This window comes from Rhodococcus sp. MS16 (genome assembly GCF_013277795.1).
GTDB classification, from domain to species: domain Bacteria; phylum Actinomycetota; class Actinomycetes; order Mycobacteriales; family Mycobacteriaceae; genus Rhodococcus_F; species Rhodococcus_F globerula.
The window spans coordinates 1,081,097-1,097,565 of the sequence record NZ_VBTM01000005.1 but is presented as its reverse complement, the minus strand read 5'-3'; the positions used below and the strand labels follow the sequence as shown (position 1 = coordinate 1,097,565).

Here is a 16,469-nt window from a genome sequence, read left to right as displayed (position 1 = left end):
TCCGGGGGGCAACATCGACTGGAGGCACAATGTCAGGGACGACCACACAGCGAGATGAGATTGTCGAGCGACTCGACGCGCGATTCCAGGAACTGCGTCAGCAGGTACCGGTACTGAAGCAGCGGGCGGACGACGAGGGGATCACCGAAATCGCACGGCGTGAGGACATGATTCCGCTGCTGTTTCCGCATACCACGTACAAGAGCTACCCGGAATCGTTGATCGCTAAAGGTCAATGGGCGCAGCTTAATCGGTGGCTCGATTCACTTTCGGCGCATCGCGTCGAGGGAGTGGACGTGTCGGACGTCGTCGACGTCGACGGGTATATCGATGCCCTCGAAGCTGTCGGGCACCTGGTGTCGAGTTCGAGTGGGACCAGCGGGAAGAGTTCCTTCCTCAACAAGTCCGTACAGGATCGCGAAGTGTCCATGCAGAACATGCTGGACTGCCTGACGGACTTGGGGATTCATCGCGACAACTCGTGGCACGTTATCCCGGTCGGGCCGGAAACGGGTCTGAGTGGACACAACGCCCTGCGTGATCTCATCTACAAGGAGTACGGCCGACCGGACGGAATCGAGCGGCCGTCGGGCGCGGAGGCAAGCGGTCACTATGCGTATATGGCGCGTCTGTCTGCCATGCGTAAGGCAATGGCAGACGGGACCGCGGCACCGGACGAGCTAGCTACCCATGAGGCGTCAGCCGCCGCGCGCCAGGCGGAAAACGAACGCCGTCTGCGGCATTGGGCAGAGCAGATCATCGAACACCGCACCGAGAAGATCTTCTTCAATTCTCAGTTCCCGAACCTGTTCCGCCTCACCGAGATTCTGCGAGAACTCGGAATGAAGGAGGGAGACATCACGGGGGAGAACGCGATGACTGCGGGCGGCGGGCTCAAGGGCATGTCGCTGCCGGCCGATTACCAGAACCAGATTTTCCGGATGCTGAATATAGATCCGAGCCGGTTCTTTCATTACTACTCGATGCAAGAGCTGAATATTCGTTTGCCGAAATGCGCGTCGGGTCGGTACCACGTTCCTTCGGAGCTGGTTCTGTTCGTTCTCGACAAGAACGGCGAAGCGCTTGCACCCGAGTCGGATGGCAAGGTGGAAGGCCGCGCCGCGTTCTTCGACACTACCGTCGACGGACGTTGGGGCGGAACGATCACCGGAGACAAGATCTCGGTCGAACTCGGTGACTGCTCCTGTGGCCGAACCGGCCCCACGGTTGACGCAGACATCACCCGCTACTCCGATCTGGCAGACGACGACAAGATCACCTGTGCCGGCACCACGGACGCGTACGTCCGCGGATTCCTCGAGGACTGAGAGAAACTTCAATGACTACGTCATCAACACTCGCACCGAGTAAGTCCAAGATCCGTGTACCTCATTTCATTCGAGGCAAGCTCGTCTGGGGTGAGGACACCGAGTATCTGTCGCGGGACTTCGGGGTTCCGTTTGTCACGCCTGCTCTGGAACTGAACAGATTGTTCGTGCCACGCACCGAACCCGGACCGGCATTCGACGTGCCGGTCACGGACATCATCGACTTCCTGGTCGAGACGGCAAGGCATCTCACGCTAGAGACAAACGAGTACCTGCAAGAATCCCTCGAGATGACCCTTCAGGTCAGTGCGCTACCTAGACGAATCATCGAGAACACTTTTGCGCGGCCGGGACAGTTCCTGACGCGGGAGGCGCTGGAATACCGACTTGACCGCACCTTCGGTGATCGCAACCTCCTCGACGGATGGGTGGAGCGCACCGACCCCAACGGTCGTGTGAGCCGGGTACGGGCATTCCCACCCCGCCTCGTGCACATGCTTGCCGGAAACTCGCCGAGCGCCGCTATGACATCGATCGCAGACGCGGCACTCGTCAAGGCTGTCAACGTCTTCAAGATGCCATCGGCTGACCCTTTCACCACCGTGGCGGTACTGCGCACCATGTCCGACATCGAACCCGATCATCCGATCCTGCGCTCGATGTCCGCCGTGTACTGGCGCGGCGGTGACGAGAAGGTCGAGAGCGTGCTCTACCGCTCCCAGTACTTCGACAAGCTTGTGGCGTGGGGTGGTGGCCCCGCCATCGAGAACGCCGCGAAGTACGCCGGTGCCGGCTTTCAGCTGATCTCCTTCGACCCCAAGGTCTCGATGTCCGTCATCGGACGTGAAGCCTTCGAGTCCGAAGAGACTCTCCGCGAGGTCGCGGAGCTGGCAGCGTCCGACGCCACGATCTTCAACCAGGACGCCTGCCTCGCGGCGCGTCACATTGCCGTCGAGGGTGACATCGAGCAGGTGGATCGCTTCTGTGCGTTGCTGTGTGAGCGTCTGGGAGTCGACCGCGACTTTGCCGAGGCCGTTGGTCCCAAGACGCCGCGCGATATTCGCGAAGAAGTCGAGGGCATGCGATTCCTCGAGCCCGACTACCGCATCTGGGGCAGCTACGACGGCAGTGGTCTTGTTGTCCGCTCACCGGAACCGGTGGACTTCCACCCGACCAACAAGACGGTCAACGTCGTCCCCATTGCATCGATGGCCGACGCGGCGCATTTCGCGACGGTGGCAACACAGACCGTGGGTGTTTACCCGACACACCGCAAGGCCGAGGTACGAGATCGCCTGGCAACGGCAGGAGTTCAGCGTGTGGTGAAGCTCGGTAGCGCGTTGACCGGCAGTATGGGCAGCCCGCACGACGGCATGTACCCGTTGCATCGATTCGTCAACTGGGTAGTGGACGACGATGCCTGAAGCCGTGAGTGGTGCAGGCATGCCGCTGCGAGTGCTCGGCAGATCCGGACTGCGAGTCAGTGAAATGTGTCTGGGCGCCATGACATTCGGAACGGACTGGGGCTTCGGAGCCGACGAGTCCATTTGTCAGGATATCTACAAGGAGTTCCGCAGTGCCGGCGGTAATTTCATCGACACAGCCAACAATTACACCAACGGTGCGAGCGAGACGATTCTCGGGCGGCTGATCGCTTCCGAGCGCGACGATGTTGTCGTGAGTACCAAGTACACGCTGCCGACACATCCGGGTGATCCCAATTCCGGTGGAAACCATCGGAAAAGCTTGCGTCGCAGTGTCGAAGAGAGTCTGCGACGCCTCGGCACCGACTACATCGACTTATTGTGGGTGCATGCGTGGGATCGGCAGACGCCGGCCGAGGAGACGCTCCGCGGACTCGACGATCTGGTCCGCAGTGGCAAGGTCTTGGCGATCGGTATCACCAATACTCCGGCCTGGGTGGTTGCCCGCTCGAACGCAATCGCCGAGTTGCGGGGTTGGAGCGCCTACTGCGCCATGCAGGTCGAATACTCCTTGGTGGCACGAAGTCCCGACCGTGAGCTTCTTCCGATGGCGAGCGAATTGGATTTAGCCCTGTGTGCGTGGAGTCCTTTGGCTCGCGGCCTACTTGCCGGAAAGGGAGACCCCGAACGACTCTCGCCTGCCGGTCGGGAGGCCCGAACCGTTGCCCAAGACATTGCAGCCGAACTGGGAGTCAGCCCCGCGCAGGTTGCCTTGGCGTGGGTCATACGTCGGGGGCTCATGCCGTCGATCGGCGCGCGCACGGTGGAACAGCTTCGAGACAACCTCGGCGCTCTGCAGGTGATGCTCGACGAAGGGCAGCAGGAGCGTCTCGACGCAGCATCGCGGGTGCGACTCGGCTATCCGCACGATTTCCTGAACGAGCGGCGCGCGGTGTTGGAGCCGCAGGAGTTGTAGCAGCTTCAATTTCTGAAAAGCATCGACAAAGGGTCGGCACTTTGTTAGATTCTCGACATTAGAGTCGGCTTATTACGTCATCTTGTAGATGGGAAGTGCGTTGGACAAGCTCGATCATTGGATCGCCGGTAGTGCGGTGATGCCGACCAGTGCCAACTACATGGCTGTCACAGACCCGGCAACCGGATGTGAGGCAAGACAACTCGCGTGCGGCAATGCTCACGACGTCGACCTGGCGGTTCAGGCCGCATCTGCTGCCGAAACGGCATGGAAGCAGATACCGGCGCTTGCTCGGGCGCGGTTGTTCGGTGACCTCGCCCGGGCCATGCGCGCCGATTCTGCGGAGTTGGCCCGGTTGGAGATCAGTGAAACCGGTAAACCGGAGGCCGTTGCACTGGCTGAAGTCGAGAACTCGGCGACGTACTTCGATTTCTACGGCGGGTTGATCGGCATGCCGGCCGGTGACACTCTCGACGTGGCACCGGATCAGCATGTGTACACCCGCCGTGAGGCTTTCGGAGTAATCGGAGTCATCACGCCGTGGAATGTGCCACTGAATCAGGCAGCGAGGGCGTGCGCACCAGCTTTGGCTGCCGGCAACACGGTGGTGGTCAAGCCGTCGGAGAGCACGTCGGCGTCGACGGTTCGGTTGGCTCAACTCGCGACCGAGGTGGGTTTTCCGGCCGGAGTCTTCAACGTGGTTCTCGGTACGGGTCAGGATGCGGGTGCCGCGTTGGTGGCCCATCCGGATGTGTCCAAGGTGGCATTTACGGGTTCCGTGGGCACCGGCCGTGCGATCGGGCATGTTGCTGCAGACCGAATCATCCCGGTGACACTGGAATTGGGTGGAAAGTCCGCCAACATCGTCTTTGCCGACGCCGATGTGGAGAAGGCGGTTGCAGGTTCGCTGCTTGCATTCACGGCCAATGCCGGCCAGGTGTGTTCCGCCGGCACAAGGCTCCTGGTTCATCGGTCGATCCACGACGAGGTCGTACAGAAATTGGCTGCGAGTGCCGCAGCGGTGCGTCCCGGGCGCGATATCGGTCCGCTCATTACCAGGGCGCAGTTCGAACGAGTGCAGGAGTACTTCAAGATCGCGGAATCCGAAGGTGCACAGGCTGTAACCGGAGGAACAGTATCTGTGGTGGCACAGGAGACCGGCGGCTTCTACATCGATCCCACGGTGTACATCGGAGTCGACAACTCGGCCCGGATCGCGCGCGAAGAGATATTCGGACCCGTGGTTCTCGTGCTCGCGTTCGATACCGAAGACGAGGCGATCGAACTGGCCAACGACTCTGATTACGGACTGGTAGCGGGTGTTTGGACCAGCAATGTGTCGCGGGCACTGCGAGTCAGTGAGCGGATCCGAGTTGGTCAGGTGTTCGTCAACACCTGGTCAACCGGATCCGTGCAGACTCCGTTCGGTGGGTGGAAGAACAGCGGCTACGGGCGCGAAAAAGGTGTGGAGGCACTCCATCACTACAGCCAGGTCAAGTGCGTGACCATCAAATTCGAGGGAGATTCACAGTGACACAAGAGAGCCCGCTCGATCTGGCTCACCAGACCGTCTTCGAGGCCGGCCTGGCGGTGCGTAGGGAAGTCCTCGGTGCCGAATACGTCGATGCGGCAATGACCCGTAATGCCGGGACTGACGGCGAAGAGTTGCAGAAGTTCGTGAGCGAGTTCGTGTGGGGCGGTGCCTGGACAAGGCCAGGCCTGGACCGTCGGAGTCGTTCGCTGATCAATCTCGGAATACTGATCGCCCTCAGCCAGCCCCATGAGTTGTCCGTCCACGTTCGCGTGGGTCTGAGCAACGGCCTGACTCGCACAGAGATCACCGAAGCCGTTATCCACGCCACGGCCTATGTGGGAGTGCCCATGGGTATGGCGGCGATGCGTGTGGTTCAAGAAACCCTGACTGCCGAACTGGGCCCCCTCACCGCGGAGGTCTCGGCATGAGCGTGATTCCGTTGCCGGGTAAAAGTGTCGGTCTTGTCGGACTGGGTGCGATGGGCGGCCCGATAGCCCGCAACTTCGTCAACTCCGGCCAACCGTTGATCGTCCGTGACGCCGATGCCGCGTCGCAGCAACGGTTTCTCGACAGTCATCCGAGCGCTGTGGGCACAACGGATTTCGCGGACTTCGCGAAGTGCGACGTGGTGGTGCTGGTCCTGCCGACCAGTGACATCGTCGATGCCGTGGTTCTCGGTGAGGGGGGACTACTGTCGCAACTGCAGGCAGGTAGCACCATCGTGGACATGGGGTCGAGCATTCCGGACCGCACTCAGAAGTTGGCTGGAATAGCCGCCGAGCAGGGTGTTCGAGTTGTCGACGCCCCGGTCAGTGGCGGAGTCGGACGTGCACTGAAGGCGGATCTTGCCGTGATGGCGGGCGGTGACGCCGATGTGGTTGCAGAGGTTCTGCCGCTCCTGCGTGCCACCGGAACGGCAATCATCCACGTCGGTCCGGTTGGGTCGGGGCACGCTGCAAAGGCACTCAACAACCTTCTTGCAGCCAATGGTCTTGTTGCCGCAGCGGAGGCCATGTTGGTGGGCCGCAAATTCGGTATCGATCCGGCGACGCTCCTTTCGGTGATCAATGCCAGTAGCGGCCGGAACCAGGCAACGGAGACGAAGTATGAAAAGTTTGTTCTGTCAGGAACATTCGACTCAGGATTCGCCGCAACTCTGATGCGCAAGGACATCGGAATCGCTTTGGATTTGGCTCGTTCTCAGGACGTATCCACTGTTCTCGGCGACACGCTCGGCAAGATCTGGGAAACCGCTGTCGACGGCTTGGCTCCAGGAGCAGACCAAACCGAGGTTGTGCGATACCTCGAGGAGCTTGCGCAGGTGTCGCTTCACGATTAGCTCCGTGTAGGTGATGCGAGGCGCGTACCCCTCATTCCACGACACCCCGTCGGATGCGAAGATGATTCGAATCCAACGGGGTTTCGAATTCAGCGGAGTGAGGTGGTCATGGCTTCATCGCCGCGGCGCGTGGGTGCCGAGAAGTCGAAGACGCGAGATGTTCTGCTGGACAGTGTCGAGAAGATGATGCTGGACACCGGCTACGCCAGCGTGACCTATCGATCTTTGGCAGCAGAGGCCGGTGTGACCGCGAGCCTGGTCCAGTATTACTTTCCCACTCTTGACGACATCTTCCGCGCCGCAATTGCGAGGTACACCAATCGCAACCTCGCGGTACTGCAATCTGCGCTGCAGAAACGAGCCGAAGATCCGCTGCATGTGTTGTGGGAGTACAGCTGGGATGAAGCCACAAGTGCTCTGATGACGGAGTTCATGGCTCTCGGGAATCACCGTGAGTCAATCCGTGCTGAAATCGCCGAAGTCACCGAACGGGTCCGGCAACTGCAGATGGAGGCCGTGGCTCGCAAGTTCGGGCCGGATGCTCGACCGGACGGCCGACTGTCTCTCGGCGCAATGGTGTTGCTGATCACCGGGATTCCCAAGTTCCTCAATCTGGAATCGGGTATCGGCGTCGACACTGCGCATGCCGAAGTGGTGGAAGCACTCGAGGGCTACATCGATTCGGTGGAGCCTCGCATCACGCAGACTGCGCGCACAAAGCGGCCGCGGACGTAAGAAACGGATCGCGAACTTTTCTCGAAAATTGGTACGACTGTATAGCAAGTGCGCTACTGTCCTGTAGTGCGCGAGCTCGCTTGACCTCAGACTGCTTACCGAGCGCCAAAAGTACCTCTTCCCAGTATTTTTCGAGAAACGTGCCGATCGAGGAGTTCTTCTTGCCTGCTTCCATACGTCCCATCACGTCGACCGTCGGACTGGAGGTCGCAGGTCTGACTGCCGACGATCTCATGAAGTCGGACTCTGCCCGAGAGATTCGGCAACTCCTGGACCGGCATGGGGTCCTGGTGTACCGCGAGATCAACATCGACGACGACGCCCTGTTGGCTCTCAGTCGTGCACTGGGCACCGTCGTAGTCCAATCCACCGGCGAGCACCGCCTCCCGGAGATTCAGACCATCACCATGGATCCGTCCAAGACGAATGCAATTCTCGCGTCGTATCGAGCGGGAAACTTTCACTGGCACATCGACGGTGCCACACAAGTCATTCCGCAGCAGGCGACGCTCCTGAGCGCTCGTGAGGTCGATCCAGCCGGGGGCGACACCGAGTTCGCCAGTACGTACGCGGCCTATGACGGCTTGAGCGACGAGGAGAAGGCCGAGTTCGAGTCTCTCGAGGTTGTGCACACGTTTGGGCATGCACAGTCGCTGGCGAACCCGGATCCAGACGAAGCAACCAGGCGAGCCTGGGCACGGGTACCAGCGCAGGTTCATCCGTTGGTATGGACGAGAAAGAATGGACGGAAGTCGCTGTTGCTGGGCGCTACCGCGTCCGAAGTTGTCGGTTGGCCGATCGAGCGAAGTCGTGCGTTGTTGGATCGACTGCTCGAGTGGTCCACGCGACCCGAATACGTCCTGCGCCAGGTGTGGCGCAAAGGTGACCTGGTCATCTGGGACAACACCGGAATGCTGCATCGAGCGACGGAGTTCGAGCCCTCGTCTCAGCGTCTCATGCACCGCACGACCTTGGCGGGGGAGGAATCAGTCTGTCGTGGTTAGGGTCTGTGGTGGTTGAGGATTGGCCGAGTCCGTGAACACTATTTGCGACTATGACATGCGTGTGGGCTTCGCATCGTCTTTGTTGGTGATGCGAAGCTTGCACGCCGTATATGGTTCTGGCAGAGTCGGGTTCAGTCTCGGTGGACTGGGCCTTGGCGGGTTGTGGAGCGGCGGCGTCGTTGTTTCGGGTCGATCGCGGCTGGTGGGATGAACCACGGTTTATGATCGTCGCCCATCTTGACTTCCCAGATGCCGCGGAGCCCGCTGGTGCTGTGGATCAATCGGTGATGATTTCGGCAGAGGAGGGTGAGATTGTCCATCACCGTCAAGCCTCCGGTTGACCAGGGTTTTATATGGTGCGCGTCGCACCAAGCGGGTACGGCATCACAGTTGGGGAAGGCGCATCCTTTGTCCCGGGCGATCAGCGCGGTGCGTTGCTCGGGTGTGACGAGGCGTTTGTGTGGGGTCGCATCCAGCGGTGCACCGTTGCCGTCCATCAGGACGGTGGAGAGCATGCAGTCACAGGCAAGCATCCGGGTGAGGCTCACACTGAGTGGTCCCATCCAGGGCATGTATCCGACGTCAAGATCCTCGACATCAGGCTCATCGAAATCCGCTGCGACATCGTTGCGCATGGTGGCGCATTCCCGATGCTCGGCAAGATCTTTCGCGGTGATGTGCACGTTCACGTGCGGACGCTGACCGCCATCAACACCGGTCATGGCGTTGTCGAGGTACCGGCGAATCAGTTCCGTGAACGCGTCGGCGGTGCGCTTGGCTGCCGACCGCTGATCCGGGGTTCCTTCAGCGGCCGGTTTCGGCATCGACAAACCCGAGAGAGCCGACAACAACATTTCACCGGTCAACGCGTCGAAATCACCCTTGATCGCGACCCGCCCGTTCAACGTCGGCGAAATCCGCAAGACATTGAGGTCATCATCCTCACCGGGCGGGATCTCATCCGATTCGAAAATCCGCTCCAGGACCGCAATCGCGTACCGCAGTTTGATGGTGGTCGCCTCCACACCGGATGCCGCAGCCAACAGAGTCTTCATACAGGACGGCAACGCCCTGTCCGGCATTCCTTTTGGTGGGGATTCGCAGAACGAGGCGATCATTGCCGCATGATCGAGCGAGAGATCACCGGCCTCGAATTGGGCAGCAATGTCCGGGAACCCCCGCAACGCGGCACCGAGAGCGGCGATCTTGTTGCCGGCCGCATTCTGCAGCATCGTGTTCGCCGCCAACCAGCGACCAACACCGCGGTAGCACAGCACCTGCTCATCCGGATTGAGCGCCAACGCGTCGACAGCGGCAACCCGAATCGCTTCCAACCGAAGAATTTCCGCCGATACACAGACTGCAACGTCTCGAACCTCGGCCGGTCGTAGCCGCCACAACCTGCCACGCACACCCGCAGCCGGACCGGCTACAACATCCTCCACCGAAACAAAATCGCTCACCGTAGTCATCAAGGCCTCCCCACCCTGACCCAATTATAGTCGAACAGACATTCGAATCAAGAGACATTTCGGGCACATTTCGGCCGAATGATATTTGTAGCCAGAATCTTTGACCAAAGCCGAAGTGGTTTCAGGAGCCGTGACGACCGGCGCGCTGAATCGAGAGTCGATGCTCGTACCGTTCCGACGCATGCACCGTCAACGAGATCTCGACCGGAACTCCATTGCCGTTCCGGTAGACCCGCTCGATGTGCAGGGCGGGTCTGCCCGGCGGGGTGTGCAGAATTTCGGCGATGTCGTCGGATACGAGAATCGCGGTGACAGTTTCTTCAGCTCCGGCAACAGGACCCGCGACGCTACCGACCGAGGCAAGGATGGTCCCGGGAGTACGGACTGTCGGGATCAGGTTCTCCGATATCAGTGTTTCGGCGACGTCGGGCGGAAGAATGATCGTGTTGACCGCATACGGCTGGTTGTCGATCCATCGCCGAACCTTCAACTGCGCCACAACAAGACTGTCGAGTTCGAGCTTCTCGGCGTGGACACGGTCGCGTTTGAGTTCGAGAGGCGAGATGACTTCCATCTCGGTGCCCGGCCACTCCTCGAGTTGTTCGATCGAATCGGTGGAGCGGACGGAGCGGCCGGTGCTGGGCTGATCCGTCGGAAATGTTCCCCGACCGCGGACGCGATATACCAGTCCGTCCGCCACAAGCTCCTGAAACGCTCGCCGCACCGTTTGTCGTCCGAGGCTGTACTCGGTCATCAGTTCGGTATCGGTGGGCAGCGGAGTGTCCTTGTCGTACCTGCCGGCAGCGACCGCTTCGGCGAGCGTCAGAGCCAGGCGCCGGTACCCCGGTAGATCGGTACTGCCCGACAGGACTGACCCGCCCATCTTGTTCTCCCAGATCATGGTCGATTGACTGCCGATAGTGTCATCGGCAACGCTATCCCATTCGGAAGAACCGGCGTGAGTCAGACGCGATTCGGTAGAGCGGCGTTGACTGCGTCGTCGAGCAGTCCGAGATTGCCGTCCAGCTCGGTGACGATCTTTCGGACGACGCCCACGTCCTTGCTCAGGAAATCTCCGACCGAATCTGCGAATGCGGACACTGAGCCCTTGGCTGAAACACTGGTCAGTGCACGGCTGTTGGAACTGCCGTATGGCAGGGCCGCGAGCAGATCGCCCTCGTCGATGCCGAGTTGTGTTCCCAGTGCGACAGCTTCGGTGAGAAGGCCGATCTGAGCGGCGAACAGAGCATTGTTGACTAGCTTGACCCGCTGTCCGTTGCCAGTGGGGCCGACATAGAGAACTGGATCTGCGTAGCTTTCCAGGATCGGCTGGATGCGTGCCAGGGTGTTGGCATCGCCGCCGACAAAGAGGGTCAACCTACCTGCGGCGATATCGTGCGGTCCACCGCTGACCGGTGAGTCCACGACTGCGACGCCAAACTGTGCTGCGTGCTCGGTAACGGCTTCAGCTGTGCGCGGGCTTCCCGTTGTATGCAACACCAGGGTGGATCCGCGAGGCATCGACGCGAGCAAGTCGCTGCCGAGACATATCTCGCGAACCTGCTCGTCCGTGAAAACGCAGATGATCACGAGGTCGGTATCGCCGCCGACCTCTGCGAAGGTGGACACGGCCTGCGCACCGGAGGCTTCCAGCGCAGTTTTTGTTGCGGCGGAGCGTGCAAGCCCGCGAACCTCGTGACCGGCTTCGACGAGACGGCTGACCATCGGTCCGCCCATCCGCCCGGCGCCGATGAACCCGACGCGTGTCATCGGCGGTGATCCATGAGTTCGAGGGTGGCGTCAGCTGCGGTCAGGACGACTCCGGTGGGTGCTTGGGCTGTTGTCGCGAGATCTGCAATCAGCCCGACGTCCTTCTGCAGCAATGTGCCCGCGTGCTGGGCGATACGCTCGAGCGTTCCACCGGCAGAGACGATCCGGCTCAGCGCGAAGCTGTTTGCCGTGCCATGCGAGATCACGTCTCCGAGGCGGTTGGGATCGACACCGAGCGACTGGCCGAGCGCAAGCGTGTTCGCGGCTGTGGCCAAATTTGCCGTGAAGAGGAGATTGTTGAGCAGCTTCGTGATCTGACCGGACCCCAAAGGTCCAAGGTGAACAACAGGATTCGCGTACATCGAGAAGACGGGACGGACGCGTTCGAAGTCTTCGTCGCTGCCGCCCACCATCACCAGAAGGCGGCCCTCGGTTGCGGCGATGCCACCGCCACTGACGGGAGCGTCAACGACGGAGATTCCTCGAGTAGCCGCTATTTCCCCGAGTTCGCGACAGGTATCCGGGTGAACCGTGCTGTGCACGGCAATGATTCCACCTGGCTTCATGCCCGCGAGGACGCCGTCCTCACCCGTGACAACGTCGAGAACATCGGCGTCGCTGCCGACGCAGATGCACACGAGATCGCTTGCCGCGCCTAGTTCCGCCGCAGATTCGGCGAACTTGGCTGCGGTGTCGGCAAAGGGAACGCGGGCTTCGGGACGTCGTGCCCACAGCGTGGTTTCGTAGCCGGAGTGGACGATTCGCCGTGCCATCGGCGCGCCTTGGCTACCGAGTCCGATGAATCCTACGTGCATCGCGGGTCCTCCTAGAGTGATCATGAAACCTCCTGTAGCTGTGGCCGCCAGAACAAGCCGAGAAGTACGGCGGTGCCGACCGCGCCCACTCCGAGGGCGATACCGCCACCTGCCCACCCGGAGAGTTCGATGTTCAGTGCGCCGTCGAGCGATATGCTGCCTGGCCCGAGCATGGCTGCGGCGAGCGCTACAAGCGCGAGCACCATCACATACTCGTAGCCGTCACGAAAGATGAAGAATCCGTTGGGGCGGTGTGCCAGTATCCCGGCAACCAACATGACCGAGATGACCGCCGCACAGGCAAACGGATTCAGGAATCCGACGATCAGCAAGACACCGGCACCGACTTCGGTGACCACGCTCATCCAGGCCTGGAATGTGCCGTTGCGTAGTCCCAGTCCGCTGAACCAGCGAGCCGTGCCCTCGATCTTTCCGCCACCGACCCAGTGATTGACTCCGTGAGCAATCATGGTCGAGCCCACGGCCAATCGGATCAGTAGAAGTGCAACATCTGCGGAATTCATGGGGTCACCTTCCGTGGCTCGCGTGCGCGGCCGTGCTGTCGTCTGTTGTCAGGTCTGCGAATTCGGATCGGCCGGCGATGCATTCCTCGACAAACGCCAAGACGCGGAGGTGATATGCAGTCGCGGTGTAGCCAAGGCTGAGGTTGTGTCCACCGTCGAACTGCTTGTCCACGACTACTCTCGGCGCAGCGGTGAACAACTCGGCGACGGTGAGCAACGCCTCGGGATCGTTACGCCACACATGCTCGTATTCGCCTGCAGTGAAATGGACGGGAATATTCACGCGTGCAGCAAGATTCGGAAAGTTCTCGCGGGGCCAACTTCGCACCACGTCACCCTCGTACTTCGGTGTCCGGGATGCGATCGGAAGACCGCCGAACAGTTCTTCCGGGTACAGCCGACTCGGCTGCCACAGCAACTCGCGCACGGCGATCGGATCGGCGTTGCGGGCGGTGACGCCCAGGATTTCCTGGGCAAGGGGCTGTTGCTCTCGGCCGGTGCCGGAGAGTTCGATTCCGAGGAAGGCGTCTCCGCGATCGTCCGCGGCCAACCTGGTGGCCAATTCACAGCCGATGGAGTGAGCCAATACGAATACTCCTGCGCCGCGGTCGATTCCCTCGAGGTGACGCTCGAGCGCCGCATACGTTACATCGACGCGAACATCGGGATCGACCAATTCGGTCGCATGGGGATTCGAGCTGCCGTAACCCGGCCGGTCGAGCGCCAGCACGGTGAATCCGAGGGCTGCTGCGGTGTGCAACAGCGACAGACGGGGGTGCCCGGGGCAGTCGAAGTACGCAGAGTTTGTTGCTCCGCCATGCACAGCGAGAATGACTGCGCGCGGTTCTGGTACCTCGATCAGCAACGCGGACATGGGAATACCGTCGACATCGACGATCCGGTGTACGGGAACGGGGTCTGAAGCGATTGTGCCAGCCGAACTGGCTACTACGGTATTCGTGGTGCTCATGTATCCGTCCTGAAAAATAGCGAGCAGGGTGAGCATTGAAACTTCGCCTTCACGAATGCGTTTCGTGAAGGCGAAGTCTCGAATCAGATGTGGTAGTCGTACGACTTCAGGTAGCCGCCGCCGTCGACGCGCATCTGCATGCCGGTGACGTAACGAGCTTGCTCCGACGCGAGGAAGAGGACGGTTTCGCTGATGTCCTCGGGCTCGACCCACGGGATCTGCATTGCCTGCTGAACCGGAAAGGACAGCACAGCGTCTTCACGGCCCGGGTTCTCGAGGTCGGGGCGGAATGACTTGTACATCGATTCGTTGTGCAGCATGTCGGTGTTGCAGTTGGTGGGGTGCACAACGTTTGCGCGAATTCCGCGAGGTGCGAGGTGCGTCGCCAGCTCGTGTACGTAGTGGGAGAGTGCACGCTTGGAGAACACGTAGGCAACTCCGCCGAGGTCCTTACCTGGTACATCGACCTTGCTGGTGTCGATCATGGACGCCGTCGAACCGGTGGCGATGATCGAGGCGCCCTTGCCCAGGTAGGGCAGCGCTGCCTGGATGGCATTGATGGTGCCGACGAGGTTGGTGTCGACGGTGTCGGACCAGGCCGCGATATCCGGTTCGCCGCGCATTCCGGCGACGCCTGCCTGCGCGACAACGATGTCGAGGTGACCCAACTCGGCAACGCCGCGCTCTAGTGCCGCACGCAGTTCGTCGACCTTACGGACGTCGGCCTTGGCAGTGACGATGCGGCGACCGTGCTTCTCGACGAGACGAGCGGTCTCCTCGAGGTCCTCAGGAGTGGCCATCGGGTAGGTGATGGAATCGAAGTCGGCGCAGATGTCGACGGCGATGATGTCGGCGCCCTCTTCGGCCAAACGAACCGCATGGCTTCGGCCCTGACCTCGTGCTGCGCCGGTGATGAACGCAACCTTGCCTTCAACGCGTCCCATGGTGAATCCCTTCGTTTGATGTGTTGGGTTGTTCAAACTGGTTGCGCAACAGTGTTATTTGCCACGCGTGCAGCGGAAGGACTTAGGTGTTGCGGCCGCCGTTGACGCCGAGGATCTGACCGGTGATGTAGCCGGCCTCTTCGGAGATGAGGAACGCGCAGGCTGCGGCGATGTCTTCCGGTCGGCCGACGCGCCGAACCGGTGTCTTGGCAATGTGGTCTTCGACGGTGCCGCCCAGGAGGCGCTTGCCTTCGGCCGTACGCAGCATCGGGGTGTCGATGAATCCCGGTGGCACGGCGTTGACGGTTATTCCTTCGGGGCCGAGTTCCAGCGCCAAGGACTTGGTGAGTCCGTTGACCGCTGACTTGGACGCGACGTAGTGAGTCATGAACGGCTGCCCGGAATGCGCGCTGGACGACGAAATATTGACGATGCGTCCCCAGCCGGCTTCGAGCATGTCGGGGAGCGCCGCCTGGCAGCAGTGGAATACGCCGTCGAGGTTGACGTCGAGGACGCGCTTCCAATCGTCGAACGACAGTTTCGTGAATCGCTGGAATCCGTCGAGGCCGGCTGCGTTCACCAGAATGGTGACGGGACCCAACTCGGTGCGGATCTCCGCCAGAACCTCGTCCAACCGCGCGCGGTCCGTGACATTAGCTGTGTACGAGTACTTTTCGTCCGAGGGTGTGAGGTCGATCGTGGCAACGTTGTAACCGTCGGCGCGCAGGCGTTCTGCGACAGCGCGGCCGATACCCGAACTGCCACCGGTGACAACTGCAGTTCGCGTGATCTGAGTACTCACGTTTTCTCCGTTCGCGGATTCGCTCATGCCCACGGCTCATTGCCGAGGATGGTGGTGCGGTGCATCGTTCGCTCCGACTTGGGGTCGTAGGGAAGTGCGCGGTGCAGCATTCCGGTGTTGTCCCAGATGACTACGTCGTCGACCTCCCACGTATGGCTGTAGGAGAAGCGCTCCTGAGTGGTCCATGCGAGCAGTTCGTCGAGGAGCGCCCGGCTTTCGTCGGGCTGCATTCCGACGACGTGGTCAGCCGTTGCGCCGAGGACGAGTGACTTGCGTCCGTCGCGGTGTTCCCAGACCAAGGATGATTCATGGGTGGGCAGACGGCGCCAGGATGCAAGTTGCTCGTCCGTGGGGTTCGGCTCGATAAGTCGCTGCGCAGCTTCGAAGCTGTGTACGACGCGAAGATCGTCGTAACGCTTACGTTCCTGCTCCGGCAGGTTCTCGTAAGCCGCGTAGGTGCTGGCGAATTCGGTGCCACCGCCAGTCATGGCCACGTGCCGTGCCGTCAGCATTGTCGCCTTGGCCGGCACGTCGTTGGTGGTGTCGTCGATGTGCCAATTGAACGTGCCCCGAAGGTATTCGGCCGACGGGTTCTTGGCCGGGTCGAGCGTGACCTTGAAAATTTCCTTGCCCGCGGGGGCCAATACCGGTCCGAGCTTGCGGCTGAATGCGACCTGAGCCTCGTCGTCGAGGTGCAAACCGCGGATGAGCAGTACCCCGCGCCACTTCAATGCCTCCAGGCATCTCGCAACTACAGCCTCGTCGTCCAAGCTGTCGATACCGCTGACCTCTACGCCCAATGCCGGGCTGAGCGCCTTAGTCTCCATCAGAA

General features: G+C 61.0%; 17 protein-coding genes. 8 read left to right on the top strand and 9 right to left on the bottom strand.

The genetic code is table 11. The annotated features are described in order from the left end of the window. Positions 1 to 29 precede the first annotated feature (29 nt). The 8 genes from FEZ60_RS17710 to FEZ60_RS17675 all read left to right on the top strand — a co-directional run bounded on the left by FEZ60_RS17710 (position 30) and on the right by FEZ60_RS17675 (position 8,340). On the top strand, positions 30 to 1,328 hold the full coding sequence (locus FEZ60_RS17710) for a hypothetical protein (protein ID WP_033231783.1): 1,299 nt from the start codon (positions 30 to 32) through the stop codon (positions 1,326 to 1,328). Positions 1,329 to 1,339: 11 nt separating this feature from the next. After that, positions 1,340 to 2,752, top strand: a complete 1,413-nt coding sequence (locus tag FEZ60_RS17705; RefSeq protein WP_172936622.1) for an acyl-CoA reductase — start codon at positions 1,340 to 1,342, stop codon at positions 2,750 to 2,752. Next, a complete protein-coding gene (locus FEZ60_RS17700; protein WP_233365064.1) occupies positions 2,745 to 3,728 on the top strand; it encodes an aldo/keto reductase in 984 nt (327 codons plus the stop codon). Before FEZ60_RS17705 ends, FEZ60_RS17700 begins: the two co-directional genes overlap by 8 nt. Positions 3,729 to 3,816: 88 nt before the next feature. Beyond that, positions 3,817 to 5,262 (top strand): aldehyde dehydrogenase family protein, encoded by a 1,446-nt coding sequence (locus FEZ60_RS17695; RefSeq protein WP_242484624.1) that lies wholly within the window; start codon positions 3,817 to 3,819, stop codon positions 5,260 to 5,262. Continuing rightward, positions 5,259 to 5,690 (top strand): carboxymuconolactone decarboxylase family protein, encoded by a 432-nt coding sequence (locus FEZ60_RS17690; RefSeq protein WP_261984481.1) that lies wholly within the window; start codon positions 5,259 to 5,261, stop codon positions 5,688 to 5,690. Before FEZ60_RS17695 ends, FEZ60_RS17690 begins: the two co-directional genes overlap by 4 nt. Next, positions 5,687 to 6,601 (top strand): NAD(P)-dependent oxidoreductase, encoded by a 915-nt coding sequence (locus tag FEZ60_RS17685; protein WP_033231781.1) that lies wholly within the window; start codon positions 5,687 to 5,689, stop codon positions 6,599 to 6,601. The genes FEZ60_RS17690 and FEZ60_RS17685 overlap by 4 nt, the downstream gene beginning before the upstream one ends. Before the next feature lie 108 nt (positions 6,602 to 6,709). Continuing rightward, positions 6,710 to 7,336 carry a TetR/AcrR family transcriptional regulator gene (locus FEZ60_RS17680; protein ID WP_172936621.1) on the top strand — a complete coding sequence of 209 codons (627 nt, stop codon included), beginning with the start codon at positions 6,710 to 6,712 and terminating at the stop codon, positions 7,334 to 7,336. A gap of 161 nt (positions 7,337 to 7,497) precedes the next feature. Further along, the gene (locus FEZ60_RS17675) at positions 7,498 to 8,340 is read left to right on the top strand and encodes a TauD/TfdA family dioxygenase (RefSeq protein ID WP_141485092.1); all 843 of its coding nucleotides are present in this window, start codon (positions 7,498 to 7,500) and stop codon (positions 8,338 to 8,340) included. A 131-nt stretch (positions 8,341 to 8,471) separates the two neighbouring features. On the opposite strand, the gene FEZ60_RS17670 is transcribed toward FEZ60_RS17675, so the two are convergent. The 9 genes from FEZ60_RS17670 to FEZ60_RS17630 form a co-directional block, all read right to left on the bottom strand. After that, positions 8,472 to 9,812 carry an HNH endonuclease signature motif containing protein gene (locus FEZ60_RS17670; protein ID WP_172936620.1) on the bottom strand — a complete coding sequence of 447 codons (1,341 nt, stop codon included), beginning with the start codon at positions 9,810 to 9,812 and terminating at the stop codon, positions 8,472 to 8,474. A 121-nt stretch (positions 9,813 to 9,933) separates the two neighbouring features. Beyond that, positions 9,934 to 10,695 (bottom strand): GntR family transcriptional regulator, encoded by a 762-nt coding sequence (locus FEZ60_RS17665; RefSeq protein WP_162487724.1) that lies wholly within the window; start codon positions 10,693 to 10,695, stop codon positions 9,934 to 9,936. Positions 10,696 to 10,775: 80 nt separating this feature from the next. Then, positions 10,776 to 11,582 (bottom strand): NAD(P)-dependent oxidoreductase, encoded by an 807-nt coding sequence (locus FEZ60_RS17660; protein ID WP_172936619.1) that lies wholly within the window; start codon positions 11,580 to 11,582, stop codon positions 10,776 to 10,778. Next, positions 11,579 to 12,397 carry an NAD(P)-dependent oxidoreductase gene (locus FEZ60_RS17655; protein ID WP_045064732.1) on the bottom strand — a complete coding sequence of 273 codons (819 nt, stop codon included), beginning with the start codon at positions 12,395 to 12,397 and terminating at the stop codon, positions 11,579 to 11,581. The genes FEZ60_RS17660 and FEZ60_RS17655 overlap by 4 nt, the downstream gene beginning before the upstream one ends. A 20-nt stretch (positions 12,398 to 12,417) precedes the next feature. Next, on the bottom strand, positions 12,418 to 12,921 hold the full coding sequence (locus FEZ60_RS17650) for a DoxX family protein (RefSeq protein ID WP_033231776.1): 504 nt from the start codon (positions 12,919 to 12,921) through the stop codon (positions 12,418 to 12,420). Between the two features lie 4 nt (positions 12,922 to 12,925). Next, complete coding sequence (locus tag FEZ60_RS17645) at positions 12,926 to 13,891, bottom strand: alpha/beta hydrolase (protein WP_172936618.1); 966 nt, start codon at positions 13,889 to 13,891, stop codon at positions 12,926 to 12,928. 83 nt (positions 13,892 to 13,974) lie between these two features. Further along, on the bottom strand, positions 13,975 to 14,835 hold the full coding sequence (locus tag FEZ60_RS17640; protein ID WP_033231775.1) for a mycofactocin-coupled SDR family oxidoreductase: 861 nt from the start codon (positions 14,833 to 14,835) through the stop codon (positions 13,975 to 13,977). An 82-nt stretch (positions 14,836 to 14,917) separates the two neighbouring features. Further along, positions 14,918 to 15,637, bottom strand: coding sequence for a 3-oxoacyl-ACP reductase FabG (gene fabG / locus FEZ60_RS17635; protein WP_230590010.1), 720 nt, complete (start codon positions 15,635 to 15,637; stop codon positions 14,918 to 14,920). Between the two features lie 23 nt (positions 15,638 to 15,660). Next, entirely contained in the window at positions 15,661 to 16,464 is an 804-nt protein-coding gene (locus tag FEZ60_RS17630) for a TauD/TfdA family dioxygenase (protein ID WP_172936617.1), read from the bottom strand. Positions 16,465 to 16,469 lie beyond the last annotated feature (5 nt).